Origin of the sequence: Demequina flava (assembly GCF_000975035.1) — a bacterium.
GTDB lineage: Bacteria > Actinomycetota > Actinomycetes > Actinomycetales > Demequinaceae > Demequina > Demequina flava.
In genome coordinates this window covers 504,826-524,247 of sequence record NZ_BBRA01000001.1, presented here as the reverse complement: position 1 = coordinate 524,247, position 19,422 = coordinate 504,826, and the positions used below count along the sequence as shown (strand labels likewise).

The window sequence follows — 19,422 nt, the reverse complement described above, 5'->3', positions numbered from 1 at the left end:
TGCTTTCACCTTACGGAGGGGACCCCGCCAACCTTCCACCCATTTGCGCGTGAAATTTCGCGATTCTTTCTCTATGGTGAATGCCATGGCCAATCTCTCCACACTTGGGCGCCGCATTCGCTTCTATCGCACCCGCAACGGGATGACCCTCGATCAGCTCAGCGCAGCCTGTGACACCGCCACGAGTCAGCTCTCCCTCATCGAGAACGGCAAGCGGGAGCCGCGTCTGTCGCTGCTGGGAGTCATTGCCGAAGCGCTCGGCGTATCCGTGTCGGATCTCCTTCGTGAGGAAGCGCCCACAGGGCGCGACGCCCTCGAAATCGAGCTCGAGCGCGCGCAAGAGGGCCCGTCGTACCGGGAACTGGGGCTGCCCGCGTTGCGTCCGTCCAAGTCGATGTCCGATGAGACGCTTCGCACTCTCGTGGGGCTCCACCGCGAGCTTGACCGCCGAGCCAGGCAGGCCATCGCAACTCCCGAGCAGGCGCGACGCGCAAACACCGATCTGCGCCTCCAGATGCGCGAGATTGACAACTACTTGCCCGAGATCGAGGCTTTGGCGGACGAGGCCGTCGCCACCGTGGGTCACACGGCCGGCGCCCTCACGCACCGCACGGTTGCGGAGATGGCAGAGCATGTGGGTCTCAGCATTGTCCACACCGACGATCTCCCGCACTCCGCGCGTGCCGTCGTCGACATGGAACACGGCCGTATCTACATTCCGCCCGCCTCCATTCCCGGCGGCCATGGGCTACGTTCGCTCGCGCTCCAAGCGGTTGCGCAAACCGTTCTCGAGCACCGCGAACCGGTCGACTACGCCGACTTCCTGCGCCAGCGGCTCGAAGCCAGCTACTACGCAGCAGCGTGCCTGATGCCGCGCTCGTCCGCGGTGCCCTTCCTTGAGGAAGCCAAGCGTGACCGCGCCATCGCGATCGACGACTTCCGCGACGCCTACGGCGTCACGCACGAGGCTGCCGCACTCAGGTTCACCAACCTCGCTACTCAACGCTTGGGGATCCGCCTCCACTACGTGCGGGTCGCGGGGGACGGCACGGTCGCAGGCGCCTACGAGAACGACGGACTCCCACCTCCGCTGGATGCGACCGGATCCACGGAAGGGGAGGTTGTCTGCCGGTTCTGGAGCGCCCGCCGCGCGTTTGCGCGCAAGACCCGCACAACGGAGCACTACCAATACACCGACACGCCTGCGGGAACGTTCTTCGAGGCCACGCAGACGGGAATCGGCTCGGACGAATACTCAATCACCGTGGGCGTGCCCTACGCGGAGTCCAAGTGGTTCCGCGGCCGGCAAACCCCGGTCCACGAGACCTCGAAGTGCCCTGATGTGTCGTGCTGCCGGCGTCCCGCGGATGGCCTCGCGGAGCGGTGGACAGGTCGCTCATGGGCGTCCCCACGCGTGCGCCCCTACCTCTTTGCGCCACTTCCGCATGGCACCTACCCGGGCATTGATGACCGTGAGCTTCACGAGTTCCTGCAGTCTCACGCGGACGATTCGCCGATCCCCAGCAATGGTGCCGTCTGAGCCGTCACCGCCAATTGGGCCGATGCTCGGGTCACCACAGCCCCAAGGTTCCATCCCGTACGGCACGGGACCGCAGCATCGGCCCTATGCCAGCAGGAAGCCAAGCACGACGATCGCGGCGGCTCCCAAGACGAAGGCGACCCCAGTCCAGTCCCAGGACCGTTGCACCGACGGTTGCCCGGCTGCCGCTGCGGTGTCCGCGGGGCGTTCATCACTCTCGAGCCACGCCTCTTCGCCACCGCGAACCATGGCAACAAGCGGCGCGGACTTGTGCTCCGATGGCGGCTTCTTGCGGTCCCGGCGCTGAGGATCGGGCGCCGCGAAGGCACTGACCTTCTTGCCGTCGTCCGTGAGGATTTCGAGTCCCCACTGGGTGCTGAGGTCTGCCATGCGGGCGAAAGGCACGTAAGCGTTCCGAATGATGTTGCGGACCACGATGCCGCTGCGGTGCACGTCCACTGACGGACGCATGAACGTCGCGTAGGACACGAGCATGACGGCGAACCCCACGCCGATCGATCCGAACGCACGCGGAAAACCGTCGACTACGAGGCTCAACACGACGATCAGTCCACCGGCCGCGATACCAAACCACCCCCACATGGGGGCACCACCGGTGCGGTACGAGTCGATGGGGGAGTCGAGGTCCATGACGCAATCGTGTCACGGCCTGCGATGCCCAATAGCGCCCCACACGCAATGTTTCCCCAAGACCGCTATCATGGACCGGCGGTGCCCATCGGCGTCGACCTCCCCCTCAACGAAACGAGTTCTACCCATGCCTGTGCGCTCCGACCTGCGCAATGTCGCGATCGTCGCCCACGTCGACCACGGAAAGACGACGCTGGTGGACGGCATGCTCGTCCAGGGTGGCGCTTACGGCGACCACGCCCACATTGAGGACCGCGCGATGGACTCGGGCGACCTCGAGCGCGAAAAGGGCATCACGATCCTCGCCAAGAACACCGCGATCCGTTACACGGGCGCCGCGGCTGTCGAGGGTGGCGTGACCATCAACGTGATCGACACCCCTGGCCACGCCGACTTCGGTGGCGAGGTGGAGCGCGGACTGTCCATGGTGGACGGCGTCGTGCTGCTGGTAGACGCTTCCGAGGGCCCGCTTCCCCAGACCCGCTTCGTGCTGCGCAAGGCGCTCGCGGCGAAGCTTCCCGTCATCATCGTTGTGAACAAGGTTGACCGCCCTGATTCGCGCATCTCCGAGGTTGTTGAGGAGACCCACGACCTGCTGCTGGGCCTGGCCTCCGACCTCACCGACGAGGTCCCCGACCTCGACGTCGACTCGCTTCTCGAGGTCCCCGTCGTCTACGCCTCGGCAAAGGCCGGCCTGGCCTCGCTCGAGCAGCCTGCGGACGGTTCACTGCCGGACTCGGAGAACCTCGAGCCCCTGTTCCAGACCATCATGGACCGCATCCCCGGCCCGTCCTACGAGGACGGCCACCCGCTGCAGGCGCACGTGACCAACCTCGACGCGAGCCCCTTCCTGGGCCGTCTCGCGCTGCTGCGTGTCTTCAACGGTGAGCTCCGCAAGGGCCAGCAGGTCGCATGGGCACGTGCTGACGGCAGCACCTCTTCGGTCAAGATCACCGAGCTCCTTGAAACCAAGGGCCTGGACCGTGTCCCCGCTGAGGTTGCGCGTCCTGGAGACATCGTCGCTGTGGCCGGTATCGAAGAGATCACCATTGGTGAAACCCTCACCGACATGGACGACCCCCGTCCGCTGCCGCGCATCACCGTCGACGACCCCGCGATCTCGATGACGATCGGTATCAACACCTCGCCGCTGGCCGGCCGCGTCAAGGGCGCCAAGGTCACCGCACGCCAGGTGAAAGACCGCCTGGACAAGGAACTGATCGGTAACGTCTCGATCCGCGTTCTGCCCACTGAGCGTCCCGACGCTTGGGAGGTTCAGGGCCGTGGAGAGCTCGCGCTGGCCATCCTCGTGGAGCAGATGCGCCGCGAAGGCTTCGAGCTCACGGTCGGCAAGCCGCAGGTTGTGACGAAGGACGTGGACGGCAAGGTCCACGAGCCCATGGAGCACATGACCATCGACGTCCCCGAGGAGCACTTGGGTGCCGTCACGCAGTTGTTGGCGTCGCGCAAGGGCCGCATGGACTCGATGTCCAACCACGGCACCGGCTGGGTCCGCATGGAATTCATCGTTCCAGCGCGTGGCCTGATCGGCTTCCGTTCCACATTTCTCACCGAGACTCGTGGAACCGGCATCGCCTCGTCCATCTCGCACGGCTTCGCGCCGTGGGCCGGCAACATCGACTACCGCACCAACGGTTCGCTCGTTGCGGACCGCACCGGTGCCGTCACGACGAACGCGCTGCTGCTGCTGCAGGACCGCGGTACGTTCTTCGTCAAGCCCACAGAGGATGTCTACGAGGGCATGGTCGTCGGCGAGAACTCGCGCGGCGAGGACATGGACATCAACATCTGCAAGGAGAAGAAGCTCAACAACATCCGGTCCGCGACCGGTGACGAGCTTGAGCGCCTCACGCCTCCCCGCACGCTGACCCTCGAGGAGTCCCTCGAGTTTGCGCGCGAAGACGAGTGCGTCGAGGTCACTCCCGAGAACATTCGCATCCGCAAGGTGCAGCTGGACGCAACCTTGCGTGCCCGCGCCGCCTCGCGCGCCAAGAAGATGTAATTCGGCTTAGCGCCGTACCTCAAGGGCCGATGCCCCACTCACCTGAGTGGAGCATCGGCCCTTGGGTTTTTTGGGTGCGTCACGTTACGGAACTGCATCGGCTGGGACCCGTGCACGGGCAGTGTCTGTGCTTGCGCCTATCCTGGTGCGCATGAAGGGTTCCCTGGGATATGTCGTCGTCGGCCTCGCCGGCCTGCTGACCGCAACGGTTGGTGCGGTGGCATATCGCTCTATCCCGCCATGGGGTGCCGTCCTTGCGATCATCATGGTGTTGGCCGCAGCCGTCTTCGCACGGACGTGGCAGTCATGGGTGGGGTTGGGCATTTACGCAGGACTATGGGCTGTGACCACGATGGTGTGGTCCCTCAATGGCCCTGGCGGATCAGTGCTGATTGCGCAAGATGCCTTGGGAGTGACCTGGCTTGTTGGCGCCGCGGTCGCGATTGTTGTCGCGGCCTTTGTGCCCGTAAAACTTCTCGTGGGGGATGATGTCACGCCGTAAAGACCTGGACCGCGCTGCGGCCGAGCAGGAACTTCAACGACGCCGTAATTCCGCAGCGCATCGTAGTTTGCGCAAGCGCGCTGAGCGCGGAGCAGGAGCGCACTCCGCGGTTGCCGCCCCCCGCGTGACGGCGGACACCCCTCAGGTGCCGACCGAGCGCACGCCCACCTCCGAGCTTGTAGCCCCCACTTGGCTCGCACCCGACGCCGCCGCGGCCGGCCTCCCAGACGACACCGCGGAAGAGATCAGTAACGACGACTCGGGCAATGCCGAGCGCGTCAGTTTTGTCGCCGCAGCCGCCGCAGCCAAGTTTGCGTCGTCCCGTCCATCCGCGGCTTCTGCGGAGGCGGCCGACCCCATGGAGGGCGTCGAAGCTACCGGTGAAGAAGTCGTGGACCCACCCGCGGAGGACGCGACTGAGGTCATGCCCGCGGTCGAGCCTGACCCAACCCCGGCACCCGAAGCGCCGTCCTCCATTCCCCCCGTGCCTCCAGCCACCGCACAGGAAGACGCACCCGTGTCCGACGCTCCCAAGCGCAAGCGCAAGGGCCGCGGATGGCTCGTCACGCTCGTCCTTCTTCTCGTGCTCGCAGGTGCCTACGTGGGCGCCGCTGCACTGTTGTCGAACACGGTGCCGCGCGGCACGACCGCAATGGGAGTCGAGATCGGTGGAATGTCTACCGGCCAGGCGGTTGCGGCATTGGATGACGAAGTCGAGACCGTTGGCGCCCAAGAGATCACTGTGACGGTCGCCAATGTCGAAGGCCAGGTCACGGGGACGGAGGCCGGCATGGGCGTCGACACCCAGGCAACCGTTGAGCAGACGATCGGTTTCACGCTTGAACCCGCACGGATGTGGGAGCGGTTCGCGGGAGGCGGGGAACTCGAGGTCGAGAAGACCACAGATGCCGACGCCATGGTCGCCGCCATGTCGGGCTTGAGCGGTCAGATGAACCGCGAGCCGGCCGATGCCACGGTTGAGATTGTGGGCACGTCCGCCATCGCGTCTCCCGGGCAGACCGGAGTCACGTTGGACGAAGATGCCACGGGCGCCGTGGTGGCTCAGGCTTGGCCCGAATCCTTCGAGGTGGAGGGCGTCGCCGACGTCAACGAAGCGACGATCTCTGATGGCACCGCCGAGAACTTCGCGGATGAGGTCACGACTGTCGCGTTCTCCGGACCCGTCACGTTGGTGGCGGATGCCGGCGAAGTGACATTGACGCCAGAAGAAATCGCGGAGATGTCCACGGTCGTCCAGCACGGCGGCACGCTGGCCCTCGAGGTCGACGGTGTTCCGCTCGCGGAAAGCCTGCGCGAGGCCAATCCCGACCTCATTACAGAGCCTAAGGACGCCGAGCTGAGCTTCACTTCGGATCAGAAGGTCGACGCCACTGAAGGCGTCGAGGGCCAAGATATTGACGATGCAGCGCTCGGCGAGGCGATCGTTGAGGCCGCGTACTCCGCGACTCGTTCGGGCGACTTGCCGGTGGAGGTCACTGAACCCGAGGTCACCTCTGAGTCACTCGGTATTGAGGACCTCAAGGAGGTGGTCGCGACCTTCGATACGCCGCTCACCAACGAGGCCATCCGGACGCAGAACCTCATCACTGCAGCGGCCGATGTCGAGGGCACAGTGATTCTTCCCGGCGAGCAGTTCAACCTTGCCGAAACGCTGGCGCCCATTACCGTGGCCGAGGGCTACGGCGAGGCGCACGTCATTGTCGACGGCGTTCTGACGAACGGCGTGGGTGGTGGCCTGTCGCAGATGGCGACCACGACGTACAACGTGGGCTACTTCGCAGGATTTGATCTGATCCAGCACCGCCCGCACTCGGTGTGGTTCACGCGCTACCCCGCGGGCCGCGAGTCCACGCTGTGGGGCACCACCATCAACGTGATCTTCGAGAACAACACGCCCTACGCGGCAGTAATGAACAGCTATGTCTCGGGCGGAAGGCTCTACGTCGACATGTGGTCGACGCCGCACTTTGATGTGGAGACCTACGCTTCAGACAAAACCAACGTGCGCTCGCCTGGCGTGCAGGAGGTCGACAACGCGAACTGTGAGGCCAAGGGGCCGGGTCAGGACGGGTTCACGATTACCAACACGCGCAAGGTTTTCTTGGATGGCGAGCAAGTAGATGAGAATGTCGATACGTGGACTTATGAACCCGACGATGCCATCAAGTGCGTCTCGGATGACGACGAAGACGACGACTAACAACTGACCTGCTGAGGCTGTGCACAAGGCACAGAAGCGGCGGTATGATGGTGCGGCCCGTGCACCCCTGAGTGGAGGAGACGAAGTGACCTACGTCATTGCTTTGCCTTGTGTCGATGTGAAGGACAAGGCCTGCATCGACGAGTGTCCCGTTGACTGCATCTACGAGGGCGATCGAATGCTCTACATCCACCCGGATGAGTGCGTTGACTGCGGTGCCTGCGAGCCCGTGTGCCCCGTTGAGGCGATCTTCTACGAGGACGACGTCCCCGATAAGTGGGCCGACTACTACGACGCCAACGTCGAGTTCTTCTCGGAAATTGGCTCGCCCGGTGGTGCTGCGAAGATGGGTCTGATCGAACACGATCACGACCTCATCAAGACGCTCGAGCCCCAGGCCTAGCCGCCGCATGGGCCTGCAGCCGCGCGCCCTACCCGACTTTCCGTGGGACAGTCTGGTCCCGTATCGCGAGCGCGCCCGTCAGCACCCTGACGGCGTCGTTGACCTGTCTGTCGGCACACCTGTCGACCCGACCCCTGCGGTGGTGCAGGATGCGTTGCGAGGTGCGGCAGATGCGCCCGGATACCCCACAACGCAGGGAACTGCGGATGTGCGCGCCGCCATCAGCGAGTGGTTTGCGACCCACCGTGGGGTGACGGGGATCGGTCCCGACGCCGCGATTCCCACCATCGGCTCGAAGGAGATGGTGACGTGGTTGCCCGCTCTCCTCGGACTAGGGGAGGGGGATGCGGTGGTCCACCCAGCATCGGCCTATCCCACCTATGCCGTGGGTGCGACCTTGACCGGCGCGACCCCCGTCGCTGCCGACGACCCGGCCGATTGGGCTCACCGCGACGACGTCAAGCTTGTTTGGATCAACTCGCCGTCCAACCCCACGGGAGCCGTGCTGTCACGTGAGCAGCTGCGCGCCATCGTGCGCCAGGCGCGGGCACAGGGTGCTGTGGTGGCATCCGACGAGTGCTATGCGGCGCTGCCGTGGGAGGCTCCGTGGGCCGATGCCGGCGTTCCGTCGGTCTTAGACCCTGAGGTTTGCGAGGGGTCCCATGAGGGCCTGCTCGCGCTGTATTCGCTGTCGAAGCAGTCCAACCTGGCGGGCTACCGCGCGGCGTTCATCGCTGGAGATCCCGCGCTTGTAGGTGCCCTGTTGGAGACGCGCAAGCACGCGGGCATGATCGTGCCCGCTCCCGTGCAGGCCGCCATGGCCGCCGCACTGCGCGATGACGAGCACGTGGCAGCGCAGCGCGAGGTCTATCGCGCTCGCCGCGATGCGCTACTTCCCGCGGTGCGCGGGGCGGGCTTCACTGTCCCGGGGTCTGAGGCAGGCCTGTACCTGTGGGCAACCCGCGGGGAAGACTGCTGGGACACCATCGCGTACCTGGCCGAACGCGGAATTGTCGCAGCGCCCGGCGCGTTCTATGGTGATGCGGGCGCGCAATATGTCCGTATTGCGCTCACCGCAACAGACGAACGCATCTCCCAAGCGGTGATGCGTTTGTCCAATAGTGGGTAAACTCACACCCAAGCGAACGCACACAAAGGCGCTGCGGCGCACGGAGGAACCACAGTATGACTCGAGTTGTCGACGCACGTCTCACGGTGGACGGCACCACCCGCGAACTCCCCATCGAACGGGCAACAGTCGGTAATGACGGCATGTCCGTCTCCACCCTGATGCGCGACACCGGTCTGGTGACCGTAGACCCCGGCTTCATGAACACCGCTTCATGCGAATCGGCGATCACTTACATCGATGGCGACGCCGGAATCTTGAAGTACCGCGGCTACCCGATCGAGCAGCTCGCAGAGAACTCCACGTTCCTCGAGGTGGCCTACCTGCTGATCCACGGCGAACTGCCCACCGAGGACCTGCTCAACGCCTTCAACAACCGCGTTGCGCGCCACATGCACGTGCACGAGGGCATCAAGTCGTTCCTGGGAGCCTTCCCGCGCGACGCGCACCCCATGGCGGTCTTGTCCGGGGCCATCTCGGCACTGCCGACCTTCTACCCCGAGTCAGTCGGTTCGGATGAGGAAGCTCTCGAGCTCGCAACCGTGCTGTTGCTGGCCAAGTCGGCAACGGTCGTGGCGTACTTGCAGCGTCGCTCCACCGGCGGCGACCTCATTGAGCCCCGCCAGGGCGGCCACTACGTCGACGAGTTCATGCGCATCGGTTTCTCCGGTGCTGATGGCGAACTCGCCATTGACCCCATCATGCGCAAGGCCCTCGACCTGCTGCTGATTCTGCACGCCGACCACGAGCAGAACTGCTCGACGTCGACGGTGCGCATCGTGGGCTCGTCGCAGGCCAACATTTACGCTGCCGTCTCCGCCGGAATCGGCGCACTCTCTGGCCCGCTGCACGGCGGTGCCAACGAGGCCGCACTGCGGATGTTTGACCAGATCAAGGAGTCTGGCGACACGGTCGAGCAGTTCGTGGCGAAGGTCAAGGACAAGGCCGAAGGCGCCCGCCTGATGGGCTTCGGTCACCGCGTCTACAAGTCTTACGACCCGCGCGGTGCGCAGGTCAAGAAGATGGCGAACCAGATCCTGGCTGACCTCGGCGGTAACGACGAGACCTTCCAGATGGCTCAGCGCCTCGAAGAGATCGCGCTGTCGGACGACTACTTCGTTGAGCGCAAGCTCTACCCGAACGTCGACTTCTACACCGGCCTGCTCTACTCGGCCATGGGCTTCGACAAGGCGATGTTCACGCCGCTGTTCGCACTGGGTCGCATGCCCGGCTGGATCGCTCACTACCGCGAGATGCTGGCGGACCCGCGCACCAAGATCGGGCGCCCGCGCCAGATCTACACGGGTGAGACGGACCGCACCTACGCCCCTATCCAGGAGCGCTAACCCCCCGCTTAATCCTCAAATGGCTCCATTTATCTGTTTCAGTTAGCTAGAACAGACGAATGGAGCCATTTGTGATGGTGGGGGCGAGGGCCCGATGCCTACTCGGCTTGCGTACGGATCGTGACCCTCACGCCGTTGTCGAGAGCGCTGGCGGGTTCCGCTCCATCCCTGACCCAAGCATCGGTCTGGCTCACGGCTGAGGTGACGGCCTCGTACGAGGCGACAGTGACCGCCCACTCTTGAAGCGCGGCGTCAGCGCGCGCGTCGCTTCCCGTGACCGCCAAGACCGTGTCGGAGTCGTCGGTGCCGATGACCTCGACGGTGTACTCGCCCTCGCCAAAGTCCGCGTTTACCCGTTCGGTGAACGCTCGGGCTGTCGTAGGCGCGTCAGGATCGGGGAGGTCGCACGCTACCGAGCCGCCGTGACCGGTGTCCGCAGACGCCCACAGGCGGCCCTCCTCCTCATGATCGGCGTAGGCAAGCGGGAAGCCCGAGCGCTGCACGGCCTGTGCGGCGTCGGTGACGTCCATGCCTTCCCAGCCGTCGATCGTGATGAGCGCCTCGTAGAAGCGGTCGGTGGCGTAATAGGGGTCCATGATCTCTTCCTCTGAACCCCAGCCTTGGGACGGGCGCTGTTGGAACAGGCCCAAAGAGTCACGGTCGCCGTAGTCGATGTTGCGCAGGCTCGACTCCTGAATGGCCGTGGCCACGGCAATAGTCGCAGCGCGCGCGGGCAGGTCCCAACGGATTGACCCGGCCACGATGAGGCCGATGTTGTTGGCCTGGTCCGCAGTTTTGCTGTCGGAGCGGTCGTCAAGAGTCACCGTGCACCGCGAGGACGCGAAGTACTCGTCCCCGTACCGCTCCCACAGGCGCGGCACCCACACAATGGCGGCGATTGTCACCGCCACGATCAGAGCGAGGGCGATGATGCTCGCGCCGCGTCCGCGACGGCGAGCTGCCACGTTAGTTCGCGTGGAGCGCGGCGTTGAGTTCGACGCCCTGACCCTGACGCATCACGGCCTCGAGCGCACCTGTCACCGAGTTGCGGCGGAACAGCAGTCCGTCGCGACCCGCGAGGTCCTTGGCCTTGACGACCGTGGGCTTGCCTTCGTCGTCGGTCTGACCCACCAGCACGACCTTGGAGCCAGCGGTCACGTAGAGCCCGGCCTCGACGATGCAGTCGTCCCCGAGCGGGATGCCCAGACCTGAGTTGGCGCCCAGGAGCGAGCGTTCGCCAATGGAGATGACTTCCTTGCCGCCTCCGGAGAGGGTTCCCATGATCGAGGCGCCGCCACCAACGTCGGATCCGTCGCCTACGACGACGCCCGCGGAGATGCGTCCCTCGACCATCGAGTGGCCGAGCGTGCCGGCGTTGAAGTTCACAAAGCCCTCGTGCATGACGGTAGTGCCTTCCGCCAGGTGAGCGCCCAGACGGACACGGTCCGCGTCAGCAATGCGCACGCCCGAGGGAACGACATAGTCGACCATGCGCGGGAACTTGTCGATGCCGAACACCGTGAGCTGTTGACCGGCTGCTCGGAACCGCAGGCGGGTGGCGTCGAAGCCCTCAATGGCGCACGGGCCAGCTGAGGTCCACACCACGTTGGTGAGAGCGCCAAAGACGCCGTCAAGGTTGACGCCATGCGGCTGGACCTTGCGATGGGAGATGAGGTGCAGGCGCAGGTAGGCGTCCTCGACCGACGCCGGGGGCGTATCGAGGTCGATCTCCGTGCGTAGCGCGCGGACGGTGACGCCACGGAGTTCATCGTCGCGTTCGGCGGACGCGATCGCCGCGGGGATATCACCAGTGGGGCCGGAGCCCAGGCCCGGGTTGGGGTACCAAGTATCGAGGGCGACGCCGTTCGCGTCGTAAGTGGCAAGTCCGTATCCGTAAGCAGCTCGAGTCATGCCCCCAACACTAGTTGAGGTGCCATGCCATCGGTCTCAGTCGCCCGCGTCCCGGGGCATTGGCGCGCGGCCTCGCTACGTGACGACTCGGTGAACCGCGGTCGCGGCGTGCGGAGGGCGCGGCTCCAGCGTCGATAGGCTGGAAAGATGCCGCACCTTGACCTTGCCTCCGCCGTAGAGCGCCTCGCAGCGCAGCTGATCGATATTCCGTCGGTGTCAGGGGATGAGAAGGCGATCGCCGACGCCGTGGAGGCGGCGCTGAGCGTCCACGGGCACCTCAGCGTCACCCGCGATGGCGACGCGATCGTGGCGCGGACCGAGACCGGGGCGGCGGAGCGAGTCATCATTGCCGGCCACCTCGACACCGTCCCGATCAAGGACAACGTTCCCGGCCGCTTTGACGCCGATGGAACCGTCCTGTGGGGTCGCGGAAGCGTCGACATGCTCGGCGGGGTGGCGGTGATGCTGTCGCTCGCGGCGCAACTGGACGCTCCCACTCGCGACATCACCTGGGTGTTTTACGACCATGAAGAGGTGGTCGCGACCAAGAATGGGCTCGGTCGCCTTGTCCGCAACCACCCGGACTTGTTCCACGCCGACTTCGCAGTGTTGTGTGAGCCCACCTCCGCCGCGATCGAGGGCGGCTGCAACGGCACTCTGCGCTGTGAAATCACCGTGCCTGGAAAGGCCGCTCACAGCGCCCGCGCGTGGAAGGGCATCAATGCGATCCATGGGCTTGCGCCGCTTCTCACCGTCCTGTCCGCATATAACCCGGCCGCCGTCACCGTGGATGGCCTCGACTACCGCGAGGGCCTCAACGCGGTCGCCGTTCGCGGCGGTATCGCCAACAACGTCATTCCGGATGAGGCGACGCTGACCGTGAACTACCGCTTTGCACCCAACAAGAGTCTCGATGACGCCAAGAACCACGTCGAAGCGCTCGTTGCCGCAACACTGACCGGCGAGTACTCGCTGGTGTGGACAGACGAGTCTGCTGCCTGCCGGCCAGGCCTTGACGCACCCTTGGCGCTGTCCTTTGCCGCCGCCGTGTCGGCAGCAGGCGGTGGGCAGCCTCGCGCCAAGGAAGGCTGGACTGATGTGTCTCGCTTTGGCGAGATGGGCATCCCCGCCGTCAACTACGGACCTGGAGATCCGGAACTGGCGCACGCGGACCAGGAGCAGTGCGCAGTGTCCGAGATTCATGCATGCCGGGCAGGCTTGGAAGCGTGGCTCACGGAATGACCATCCGGCCGATGCCTGCGTGAGCGGCGTTGGCAACTCACCTCAGGAGGCGAACATGAGTGAATACCGCAAGGGACCGGTGCTGCTGCGCGGGCTGAACATCCCGAAGGAGTCGACGTCGGGGCGGTTGCTAGGCGGCCAGGAGCAACCTGATTGGCTTCATGAGGACCCTTGGCGCGTCTTGCGCATCCAGTCGGAGTTCGTCGAGGGCTTCGGCGCACTCGCGGAGCTCGGGCCGGCCGTTTCGGTCTTTGGATCCGCGCGCACCAAGCCGGATGCCACGGACTACGTGCAGGGCGAGACCGTGGGACGGCGACTCGTCGAAGAAGGCTTCGCCGTCATTACCGGCGGTGGCCCCGGCGTGATGGAAGCGGCCAACAAGGGTGCCCATGACGCGGGCGGCGTATCGGTGGGCCTCGGGATCGAGCTGCCGTTCGAGCAAGGCGTGAACCAATACGTGAACCTGGGCATCAACTTCCGATACTTCTTTGCGCGCAAGACCATGTTCGTGAAGTACGCCCAAGGCTTCATCGTGCTGCCCGGCGGTTTCGGGACTATGGATGAGCTCTTCGAGTCCCTCACTCTTGTGCAAACGCGCACCATTACAAAGTTCCCCGTCGTGCTCGTGGGTCACAAGTATTGGGACGGACTCGTGGATTGGCTGCGCGATTCTGTCGTCGCCGATGGAAAGGCGTCCGAGACCGATATGGACTTGTTCCACGTGACCGATGACATCGAGGAAGCAGTCCGGATAGTTTCTGAGTACTCCCGCGGCGAGGGCACCAGACCTCTAGCGCCGTCCACGCCGCCCACTTCGGAGCCGATGTAAGCCCTGTCCTCGAAAAAGGGGGCCGTGCCGCCGTTTGGGCACTTCTACAAAAGGCTGCGGTCTTCATTTGAACAGGGAGTTGGGACGCTTGTCCGATACGTCGTAGAATAGTTCGCGGTGCCACGCGTCAGCGTGGCCGACGCACACTGGCGAGGAGAAGCACATATGGCTGCGATGAAGCCCCGTACCGGCGACGGCCCCATGGAGGTCGTAAAGGAGGGCCGTGGGTACGTGATGCGGGTGCCGCTGGAGGGTGGCGGACGCCTCGTCGTTGAGGTGAATGCAGATGAGGTCGCGGAACTCCGCGACGCCCTTGCAGGCGCTTTGCAGTAACGCCGACGAACTTCATACAACAACGACCGCGTGCCCCGAGGGGCCGCGGTCGTTGTCGTATGTGGAGCCTCTAGGCGTTCTTGATGGCCAGCAGCAGTCCGTCGCCGGCCGGCAGCAGCACAGTGGTGAGCGACTCGTTCTCGCGCACCGACTTGAGGGTGGTGCGGATCGCAGTGGTTTCCTGATCGCGCTGGGCGGGGTCCGGGACGCGGCCGTGCCACAGCGAATTGTCGATCGCGATGATTCCACCCACGCGAGCCAGGCGCAGCGCCTGTTCGAGGTATTGTGGGTACTCAACTTTGCGCGCGTCGATGAGCACCATGTCGTAGCCACCGTCGGTGAGGCGGGGGAGGACGTCGAGAGCGCGGCCGGTGATCATGCGTGCCCGCTCGGGGGCAAAGCCAGCTTCGCGGAGAGTGCGCTTGGCGGCCTTGTGATGCTCGGGCTCGACGTCGATCGTCGTGACGACTCCGCCAGTGACCATGCCGCGCAACAGGTACGTCGTTGACACACCGGCACCGGTCCCGATCTCGACGACGGATCGCACGCCAGAGGCCTGCGCGATGAGTTGCAGTGTTTGGCCAGCCCCGGGAAGAATTGGTGGACAGCCCAACTCCTCGGCGAGATCACGCGCGGTCAGGAGAACGCGGTCCTCGGGCAGGAAATCCTCGGCATAGGCCCAGTTATTGCCTTCGACGCTCATATGTGGCCTCCTCTAGTACCGCATCGTAGTCCGGGTCTAAGGACCTATGTCTCAGCAAACTCCCAGGATCACGTGGGAACATGTTCTTGTTGGCAACCGTTGACCGCTACGTGGAGGAGGCAAAGACTCAAATGACTGAGACACAGCACGTGGAAGCCTCCGCCGCGCCTACGACAACGCCCCAGGATTTAACGTGGGAGCGCATCGTCGAGGAACACTCCGGTCGCGTCTACCGCCTGGCCTATCACCTCACCGGCAACCAGCACGACGCCGAGGACCTCACGCAGGATGTCTTCATCCGTGTGTTCAACTCGCTGTCGCAGTACAAGCCGGGGACCTTTGAGGGATGGCTGCACCGCATCACCACCAACCTGTTCCTTGACCGCATGCGTCGCAAGAAGCGCATCCGATTCGACTTCATGGCCGATGACGACGTTTCCGTGCCCACGTCCAGCAGCTTCGACCGCCACGAGCGGTCGGGACAGCCGGAGGACGCTTTCGACATGGCCCACCTTGGCGATGACATCATCGCCGCCCTCGCAGACCTTCCTCCCGAGTACCGCGCCGCCGTGGTCCTCGCCGACATCGAAGGCCTGAGCTACGAGGAGATTGCCGCCACACTCGGCATCAAGATGGGCACTGTCCGGTCCCGACTGTCTCGCGCCCGCGCGAAGCTCCGTGAGTCATTGGCTCACCGTGCGCCGGTGCGGGGTGGCGTGTGAGGGAAGAACACCTTGGTCTGAAGGTTCACGATCTGCTGGACAACCGTTTGGGTGCCCAGGAAACGGCCGATGCTATGGCTCACATCGAGGGTTGCCTCGAGTGCCGTACCCGGTGGGAAGAACTGCGAGCGGCCCGTGAGGCCCTCCAGTCATCGCCTGCCGGAATCGATATGAGTTTCGCCCAGCAACTGCTGGATCGCGAGCGCATGGCCGAGATTGCGCAGCGTGAGTCCAAAGCAGACGCTCGTGCGGCCTCTGGACACAGCCGCCGTCCCGTTTTTGCCCTGATGCTGGTCCTCGTCGTGCTCTCTGCAGGCGTCGTCGGATCCTATGCGGCCGGTGCTCCGCAGCAGGTCGAGCCGGCGTTCGCTGACGCGGCCACGAGTGCTTCCGGAGCCGAGTCTTACATTTCATCGAACTCGATGCGCAGCAGCGACGAGCTCGCCAGCTGGGCACACCCCGTGTGGGAATCCACGGACCTTGTCCCGGTGGAGGCGCGCGTTGTGCGCGACGCCCGCGATCGCGAAGTTTTGGTCCTGTGGTTGTTGGCCGGTGCCGACACCATCGTGGTGACCGAACAGGAAGGCAGCCTGGCCGATGCCGTGGCTGAGCATTTCCCGACCGTCGACATTGGTGAGGTGCATGCGTATCTCGTCAATGAGGACCCGCTCCGAGTGGTGTGGCAGACCGGCGACTTCGTCGCCTCGGCAGCGTGTGAGTGCACCGCCGCCACGTTGAGCGAAGCAGTAGAGAGTTTTCCGACTGCCGGAGCCCCCGGCATTGTCGAGCGCGTGGGCGATGGCGCCGCGCGCATCGTAAGTGTCCTGACCGGAGACTGAGACCCCGCCCCGAGGAGCAACATGTCTGACAACCCTTTTGCGTCCCCTTCCGAGCGCCGTGACGGCGACTCGCCCGACCCCCAGTCGCAGGCGAGCGCCCAGCAACCGGACGGTCAGCCGCAACCCGGCCAGCCACAACCCGGCGAGCCACAGTATGGACAGGCGCACAACGGCGCCCCGCAACCGCAGAGCGCGCCCGCAGCGGGAACGCCCGTCGCCCCGGGAAGTGCATACGGTGCCTCCGCCCCGCAGTCGGGCTCCCAAGCATCGGCCCCCGGTAGCGACCCTCAGTACGACACTGAAGTGATCGACCGCACCCAAGTGCCCGTAGCCGGCGCAGCCGCCGCCATGCCTGGCGCGATGGCGCCGGCCGCAGATGGCACATTCTCAACTGCGGCGCCCGCGTACGACGCCTCGGGCTACGTGGCTCCGCCCGCCGCTCCGGCCCCCAAGAAGGAAAAGCGCGCCCGCGTTGGCAAGGGCGCTGTCGCTGGTATCGCGGCCGGCGCATTGCTCCTTGGCCTCGGCGGTGGCGTTTTGGGTGCGTGGGGATACGACGAGTACACCGCGCCACCTCAGGCGCAACTGTCGACGTCGACCGCCGAGACCGTTGACCGCGAAGCAGGCTCAGTCGCTGCCGTCGCAGCGGAGGCCATGCCGTCGACCGTCTCGATTGAGGCAAGCGCCGGACAGCTCGGTTCGTCGACCGGTTCCGGTTTTGTTATCCGCGAGGACGGCTACATTCTCACCAATAACCACGTGGTCGAGGGCGCTGACTCCATCACCGTGATCTTCTCCGACGGCTCGGAGTACCCGGCTGAACTCGTGGGCGCCACCGGCGACTACGACATCGCGGTTCTGCAGGTCGAACTGACGGGTCTGACGCCGTTGGTCTTCGCCGACTCCGACGAGGTCGTTGTGGGCGACGAGACCATCGCCGTCGGCTCGCCCCTGGGGCTCGAGGCGACGGTCACCACCGGCATCGTGTCCTCGCTGCACCGCCCTGTGCGCGCGGGCGAAATTACGGAGCCCGCCTTCATCGATGCAATCCAGACGGACGCCGCGATCAACCCCGGAAACTCGGGTGGGCCGCTGCTGAACGCTAACGGCGAGGTCATCGGCGTGAACTCCGCGATCGCAACGCTGTCGACGGCGACCGACACCACAGGATCGATCGGACTGGGCTTCGCCATCACGTCCAATCAGGCCAAGCGCACGGCGGAAGAGCTGATCGAGACCGGTCAGGCGACCTACCCGATCATCGGCGTGCTGCTCGACGACACGTACACCGGCGAGGGCGTCAAGGTTCTCGACGACCCCAGCGGAGTGTCGACTGGCTCGCCCGCAGCTGAGGCCGGCATCGAGCCCGGCGACGTCATCACCGCGATTGACGGACGTCCCATCACACAAGTGGACGAACTCATCGTGTCGATCCGTGCTCAGGCGCCAGGCGATGAAGTGGTGCTGACCGTGTTGCGCGACAACGAGGAACAGGACATCACGGTGTCCTTGGCTTCGTCCGCGACACTCAACGCACAGCAGGGTTAGCCGCCCAGGGCACAATAGATGCTGTGTTCGGCATTAACGGAGGAGAACTCCTCGTTCTGATCCTGATCGCGATTGTCGTGATCGGTCCAGAACGTATGCCCGAATACGCCCAGCAACTGCGTCAGTGGATTGTCCGCGGCCGCGACATGGTCAACGAGGGCAAGGACCAGATCAAGTCCGAAGTTGGCGACGACGTGGACTGGACCCAGTACGACCCTCGTCAATACGATCCTCGCCGCATCGTGCGCGAGGCCCTGTCGGAACCGAGCCCGGCGCCCTCGGCCGCGTCTGCCAAGGCGGCTGGTGCTACCACGGTGACCACGGCATCGGCCGGACTGTCGGATACCGGGCGTCAGCGCGAGTCCGGCACTCTTGCCGCGGGCTCTCCATCTCCCTTCGACGACGAAGCGACGTAGGTCCACAGGCAGTTCACAAGACACCTGCAGATGCGGAACAATGGCGGGCATGAAGCCTCGCGTGTTTTCGGCCATGCAGCCGACCTCAGATTCTCTCCAGCTCGGTAACTACCTGGGCGCGCTGGTGGAGTGGGTCAAGCTGCAGGACACGCACGACGCAATCTACGGCGTCGTCGACCTGCACGCTCTTACCGTGAGCCCCAAGCCCGAGGTGCTCCGCGAGCGCACACGCCGCACCGCCGCGCAGTTCCTCGCGGCGGGCGTGGACCCATCGCGCTCCGCCGTCTTCGTACAGTCGCACGTGCACGAGCACGCTGAGCTCGCATGGTTGCTGAGCACCTTCACCGGGTTTGGCGAAGCGGCCCGCATGACGCAGTTCAAGGACAAGTCGGGCGCGCTGGGGGAGTCCGGCACCAACGTGGGGCTGTTCACGTACCCGGTGCTGATGGCAGCGGACATCCTGCTGTATGACACGAATGTGGTGCCCGTGGGGGAGGACCAGCGCCAGCACCTCGAGCTGTCGCGAGACCTGGCTGAGCGCCTCAACACCCGTTTGGGCGAAGGGGCCGTCGTGGTCCCCGAGCCGCACATCGTCAAGGAGACGGCCAAGATCTACGATCTCCAAGAGCCGGACAAGAAGATGTCGAAGTCCTTCTCGAGCCCCAAGGGCCTCATCGAGATTCTGGATGACCCCAAGAAGGTCGCCAAGAACATCAAGAGCGCCGCGACCGACTCCGACACCGTGATCGCGTTCGACCGCGAGAACAAGGCCGGAATCTCGAACCTGTTGACGATTTACTCGGCCCTGACCGGCCGCGCAGTCGAGGACATCGTCGCTGAGTACGAAGGCAAGATGTACGGCCACCTCAAGGTGGACTTGGCCGATGTTGTGGTCGAGTACCTCACGCCCGTGCACGACCGGGCGATGGACTGGATCGAATCGCCTGACGCGTTGGACGAGGTCCTGGCCGACGGCGCAGCGAAGGTGCAGTCCATCGCGCGCGAGACCCTTGCACGCCTGTATGACCGTGTGGGGCTGGTCGCCCCTCGACCGCGGAGTTAAT

At 64.9% G+C, this 19,422-nt stretch carries 19 protein-coding genes; 15 read left to right on the top strand and 4 right to left on the bottom strand.

The window, feature by feature from the left end:
• The first annotated feature begins 85 nt into the window (after window positions 1–85).
• Entirely contained in the window at window positions 86–1,540 is a 1,455-nt protein-coding gene (locus AOP74_RS02500; RefSeq protein ID WP_236683702.1) for a helix-turn-helix transcriptional regulator, read from the top strand.
• 84 nt (window positions 1,541–1,624) lie between these two features.
• Here the strand turns inward: AOP74_RS02500 and AOP74_RS02495 are convergent, their stop codons facing one another.
• Window positions 1,625–2,191 (bottom strand): PH domain-containing protein, encoded by a 567-nt coding sequence (locus tag AOP74_RS02495; protein ID WP_061960759.1) that lies wholly within the window; start codon window positions 2,189–2,191, stop codon window positions 1,625–1,627.
• A gap of 127 nt (window positions 2,192–2,318) precedes the next feature.
• On the opposite strand from AOP74_RS02495, the gene typA reads away from it, so the two are divergent.
• From typA to AOP74_RS02465, 6 genes are all read left to right on the top strand, one after another.
• The gene (typA, locus tag AOP74_RS02490) at window positions 2,319–4,214 is read left to right on the top strand and encodes a translational GTPase TypA (RefSeq protein ID WP_061960758.1); all 1,896 of its coding nucleotides are present in this window, start codon (window positions 2,319–2,321) and stop codon (window positions 4,212–4,214) included.
• Between the two features lie 151 nt (window positions 4,215–4,365).
• Window positions 4,366–4,716 (top strand): hypothetical protein, encoded by a 351-nt coding sequence (locus tag AOP74_RS02485; RefSeq protein ID WP_061960757.1) that lies wholly within the window; start codon window positions 4,366–4,368, stop codon window positions 4,714–4,716.
• Window positions 4,703–6,937: a VanW family protein gene (locus AOP74_RS02480; protein WP_160297435.1), complete on the top strand. Its 2,235-nt coding sequence runs from the start codon at window positions 4,703–4,705 to the stop codon at window positions 6,935–6,937. The genes AOP74_RS02485 and AOP74_RS02480 overlap by 14 nt, the downstream gene beginning before the upstream one ends.
• Window positions 6,938–7,022: 85 nt before the next feature.
• Entirely contained in the window at window positions 7,023–7,340 is a 318-nt protein-coding gene (fdxA, locus tag AOP74_RS02475; protein ID WP_061960755.1) for a ferredoxin, read from the top strand.
• A 7-nt stretch (window positions 7,341–7,347) separates the two neighbouring features.
• Complete coding sequence (dapC, locus tag AOP74_RS02470; protein WP_061960754.1) at window positions 7,348–8,469, top strand: succinyldiaminopimelate transaminase; 1,122 nt, start codon at window positions 7,348–7,350, stop codon at window positions 8,467–8,469.
• 56 nt (window positions 8,470–8,525) lie between these two features.
• A complete protein-coding gene (locus tag AOP74_RS02465; protein WP_061960753.1) occupies window positions 8,526–9,815 on the top strand; it encodes a citrate synthase in 1,290 nt (429 codons plus the stop codon).
• 98 nt (window positions 9,816–9,913) lie between these two features.
• Here the strand turns inward: AOP74_RS02465 and AOP74_RS02460 are convergent, their stop codons facing one another.
• Both AOP74_RS02460 and dapD read right to left on the bottom strand, forming a co-directional pair.
• On the bottom strand, window positions 9,914–10,780 hold the full coding sequence (locus AOP74_RS02460) for a hypothetical protein (protein WP_061960752.1): 867 nt from the start codon (window positions 10,778–10,780) through the stop codon (window positions 9,914–9,916).
• 1 nt (window position 10,781) lies between these two features.
• The gene (gene dapD / locus AOP74_RS02455; protein WP_061960751.1) at window positions 10,782–11,726 is read right to left on the bottom strand and encodes a 2,3,4,5-tetrahydropyridine-2,6-dicarboxylate N-succinyltransferase; all 945 of its coding nucleotides are present in this window, start codon (window positions 11,724–11,726) and stop codon (window positions 10,782–10,784) included.
• Window positions 11,727–11,873: 147 nt separating this feature from the next.
• Between dapD and dapE the strand changes: the two genes are divergently transcribed.
• From dapE to AOP74_RS12010, 3 genes are all read left to right on the top strand, one after another.
• Window positions 11,874–12,968 (top strand): succinyl-diaminopimelate desuccinylase, encoded by a 1,095-nt coding sequence (gene dapE / locus AOP74_RS02450; protein WP_061960750.1) that lies wholly within the window; start codon window positions 11,874–11,876, stop codon window positions 12,966–12,968.
• A gap of 55 nt (window positions 12,969–13,023) precedes the next feature.
• Window positions 13,024–13,797: an LOG family protein gene (locus tag AOP74_RS02445; protein ID WP_061960749.1), complete on the top strand. Its 774-nt coding sequence runs from the start codon at window positions 13,024–13,026 to the stop codon at window positions 13,795–13,797.
• A 165-nt stretch (window positions 13,798–13,962) separates the two neighbouring features.
• Window positions 13,963–14,130: a DUF3117 domain-containing protein gene (locus AOP74_RS12010; RefSeq protein ID WP_082095950.1), complete on the top strand. Its 168-nt coding sequence runs from the start codon at window positions 13,963–13,965 to the stop codon at window positions 14,128–14,130.
• Between the two features lie 70 nt (window positions 14,131–14,200).
• On the opposite strand, the gene AOP74_RS02440 is transcribed toward AOP74_RS12010, so the two are convergent.
• Window positions 14,201–14,833, bottom strand: coding sequence for an O-methyltransferase (locus AOP74_RS02440; protein ID WP_061960748.1), 633 nt, complete (start codon window positions 14,831–14,833; stop codon window positions 14,201–14,203).
• Window positions 14,834–14,964: 131 nt separating this feature from the next.
• Between AOP74_RS02440 and sigE the strand changes: the two genes are divergently transcribed.
• From sigE to trpS, 5 genes are read left to right on the top strand one after another with little or no spacing between them, the layout of a single operon-like run.
• A complete protein-coding gene (sigE, locus tag AOP74_RS02435; RefSeq protein ID WP_061961874.1) occupies window positions 14,965–15,555 on the top strand; it encodes an RNA polymerase sigma factor SigE in 591 nt (196 codons plus the stop codon).
• Window positions 15,552–16,394 carry an anti-sigma factor family protein gene (locus AOP74_RS02430; protein ID WP_061960747.1) on the top strand — a complete coding sequence of 281 codons (843 nt, stop codon included), beginning with the start codon at window positions 15,552–15,554 and terminating at the stop codon, window positions 16,392–16,394. The genes sigE and AOP74_RS02430 overlap by 4 nt, the downstream gene beginning before the upstream one ends.
• A 21-nt stretch (window positions 16,395–16,415) precedes the next feature.
• On the top strand, window positions 16,416–17,942 hold the full coding sequence (locus AOP74_RS02425) for a S1C family serine protease (RefSeq protein WP_061960746.1): 1,527 nt from the start codon (window positions 16,416–16,418) through the stop codon (window positions 17,940–17,942).
• A 23-nt stretch (window positions 17,943–17,965) separates the two neighbouring features.
• A complete protein-coding gene (locus AOP74_RS02420; RefSeq protein WP_061960745.1) occupies window positions 17,966–18,358 on the top strand; it encodes a twin-arginine translocase TatA/TatE family subunit in 393 nt (130 codons plus the stop codon).
• A gap of 40 nt (window positions 18,359–18,398) precedes the next feature.
• Window positions 18,399–19,421, top strand: coding sequence for a tryptophan--tRNA ligase (gene trpS, locus AOP74_RS02415; protein ID WP_061960744.1), 1,023 nt, complete (start codon window positions 18,399–18,401; stop codon window positions 19,419–19,421).
• The last annotated feature ends 1 nt before the right edge of the window (window position 19,422 follow it).

Bases quoted from the DNA above. Each gene is read 5' to 3' on its own strand.
- AOP74_RS02500 (WP_236683702.1), top strand. From the start codon at position 86: ATGGCCAATCTCTCCACACTTGGGCGCCGCATTCGCTTCTATCGCACC.
- AOP74_RS02495 (WP_061960759.1), bottom strand. From the start codon at position 2,191: ATGGACCTCGACTCCCCCATCGACTCGTACCGCACCGGTGGTGCCCCC.
- typA (WP_061960758.1), top strand. From the start codon at position 2,319: ATGCCTGTGCGCTCCGACCTGCGCAATGTCGCGATCGTCGCCCACGTC.
- AOP74_RS02485 (WP_061960757.1), top strand. From the start codon at position 4,366: ATGAAGGGTTCCCTGGGATATGTCGTCGTCGGCCTCGCCGGCCTGCTG.
- AOP74_RS02480 (WP_160297435.1), top strand. From the start codon at position 4,703: ATGTCACGCCGTAAAGACCTGGACCGCGCTGCGGCCGAGCAGGAACTT.
- dapC (WP_061960754.1), top strand. From the start codon at position 7,348: ATGGGCCTGCAGCCGCGCGCCCTACCCGACTTTCCGTGGGACAGTCTG.
- AOP74_RS02465 (WP_061960753.1), top strand. From the start codon at position 8,526: ATGACTCGAGTTGTCGACGCACGTCTCACGGTGGACGGCACCACCCGC.
- dapD (WP_061960751.1), bottom strand. From the start codon at position 11,726: ATGACTCGAGCTGCTTACGGATACGGACTTGCCACTTACGACGCGAAC.
- dapE (WP_061960750.1), top strand. From the start codon at position 11,874: ATGCCGCACCTTGACCTTGCCTCCGCCGTAGAGCGCCTCGCAGCGCAG.
- AOP74_RS02445 (WP_061960749.1), top strand. From the start codon at position 13,024: ATGAGTGAATACCGCAAGGGACCGGTGCTGCTGCGCGGGCTGAACATC.
- AOP74_RS12010 (WP_082095950.1), top strand. From the start codon at position 13,963: ATGGCTGCGATGAAGCCCCGTACCGGCGACGGCCCCATGGAGGTCGTA.
- AOP74_RS02440 (WP_061960748.1), bottom strand. From the start codon at position 14,833: ATGAGCGTCGAAGGCAATAACTGGGCCTATGCCGAGGATTTCCTGCCC.
- sigE (WP_061961874.1), top strand. From the start codon at position 14,965: ATGACTGAGACACAGCACGTGGAAGCCTCCGCCGCGCCTACGACAACG.
- AOP74_RS02425 (WP_061960746.1), top strand. From the start codon at position 16,416: ATGTCTGACAACCCTTTTGCGTCCCCTTCCGAGCGCCGTGACGGCGAC.
- trpS (WP_061960744.1), top strand. From the start codon at position 18,399: ATGGCGGGCATGAAGCCTCGCGTGTTTTCGGCCATGCAGCCGACCTCA.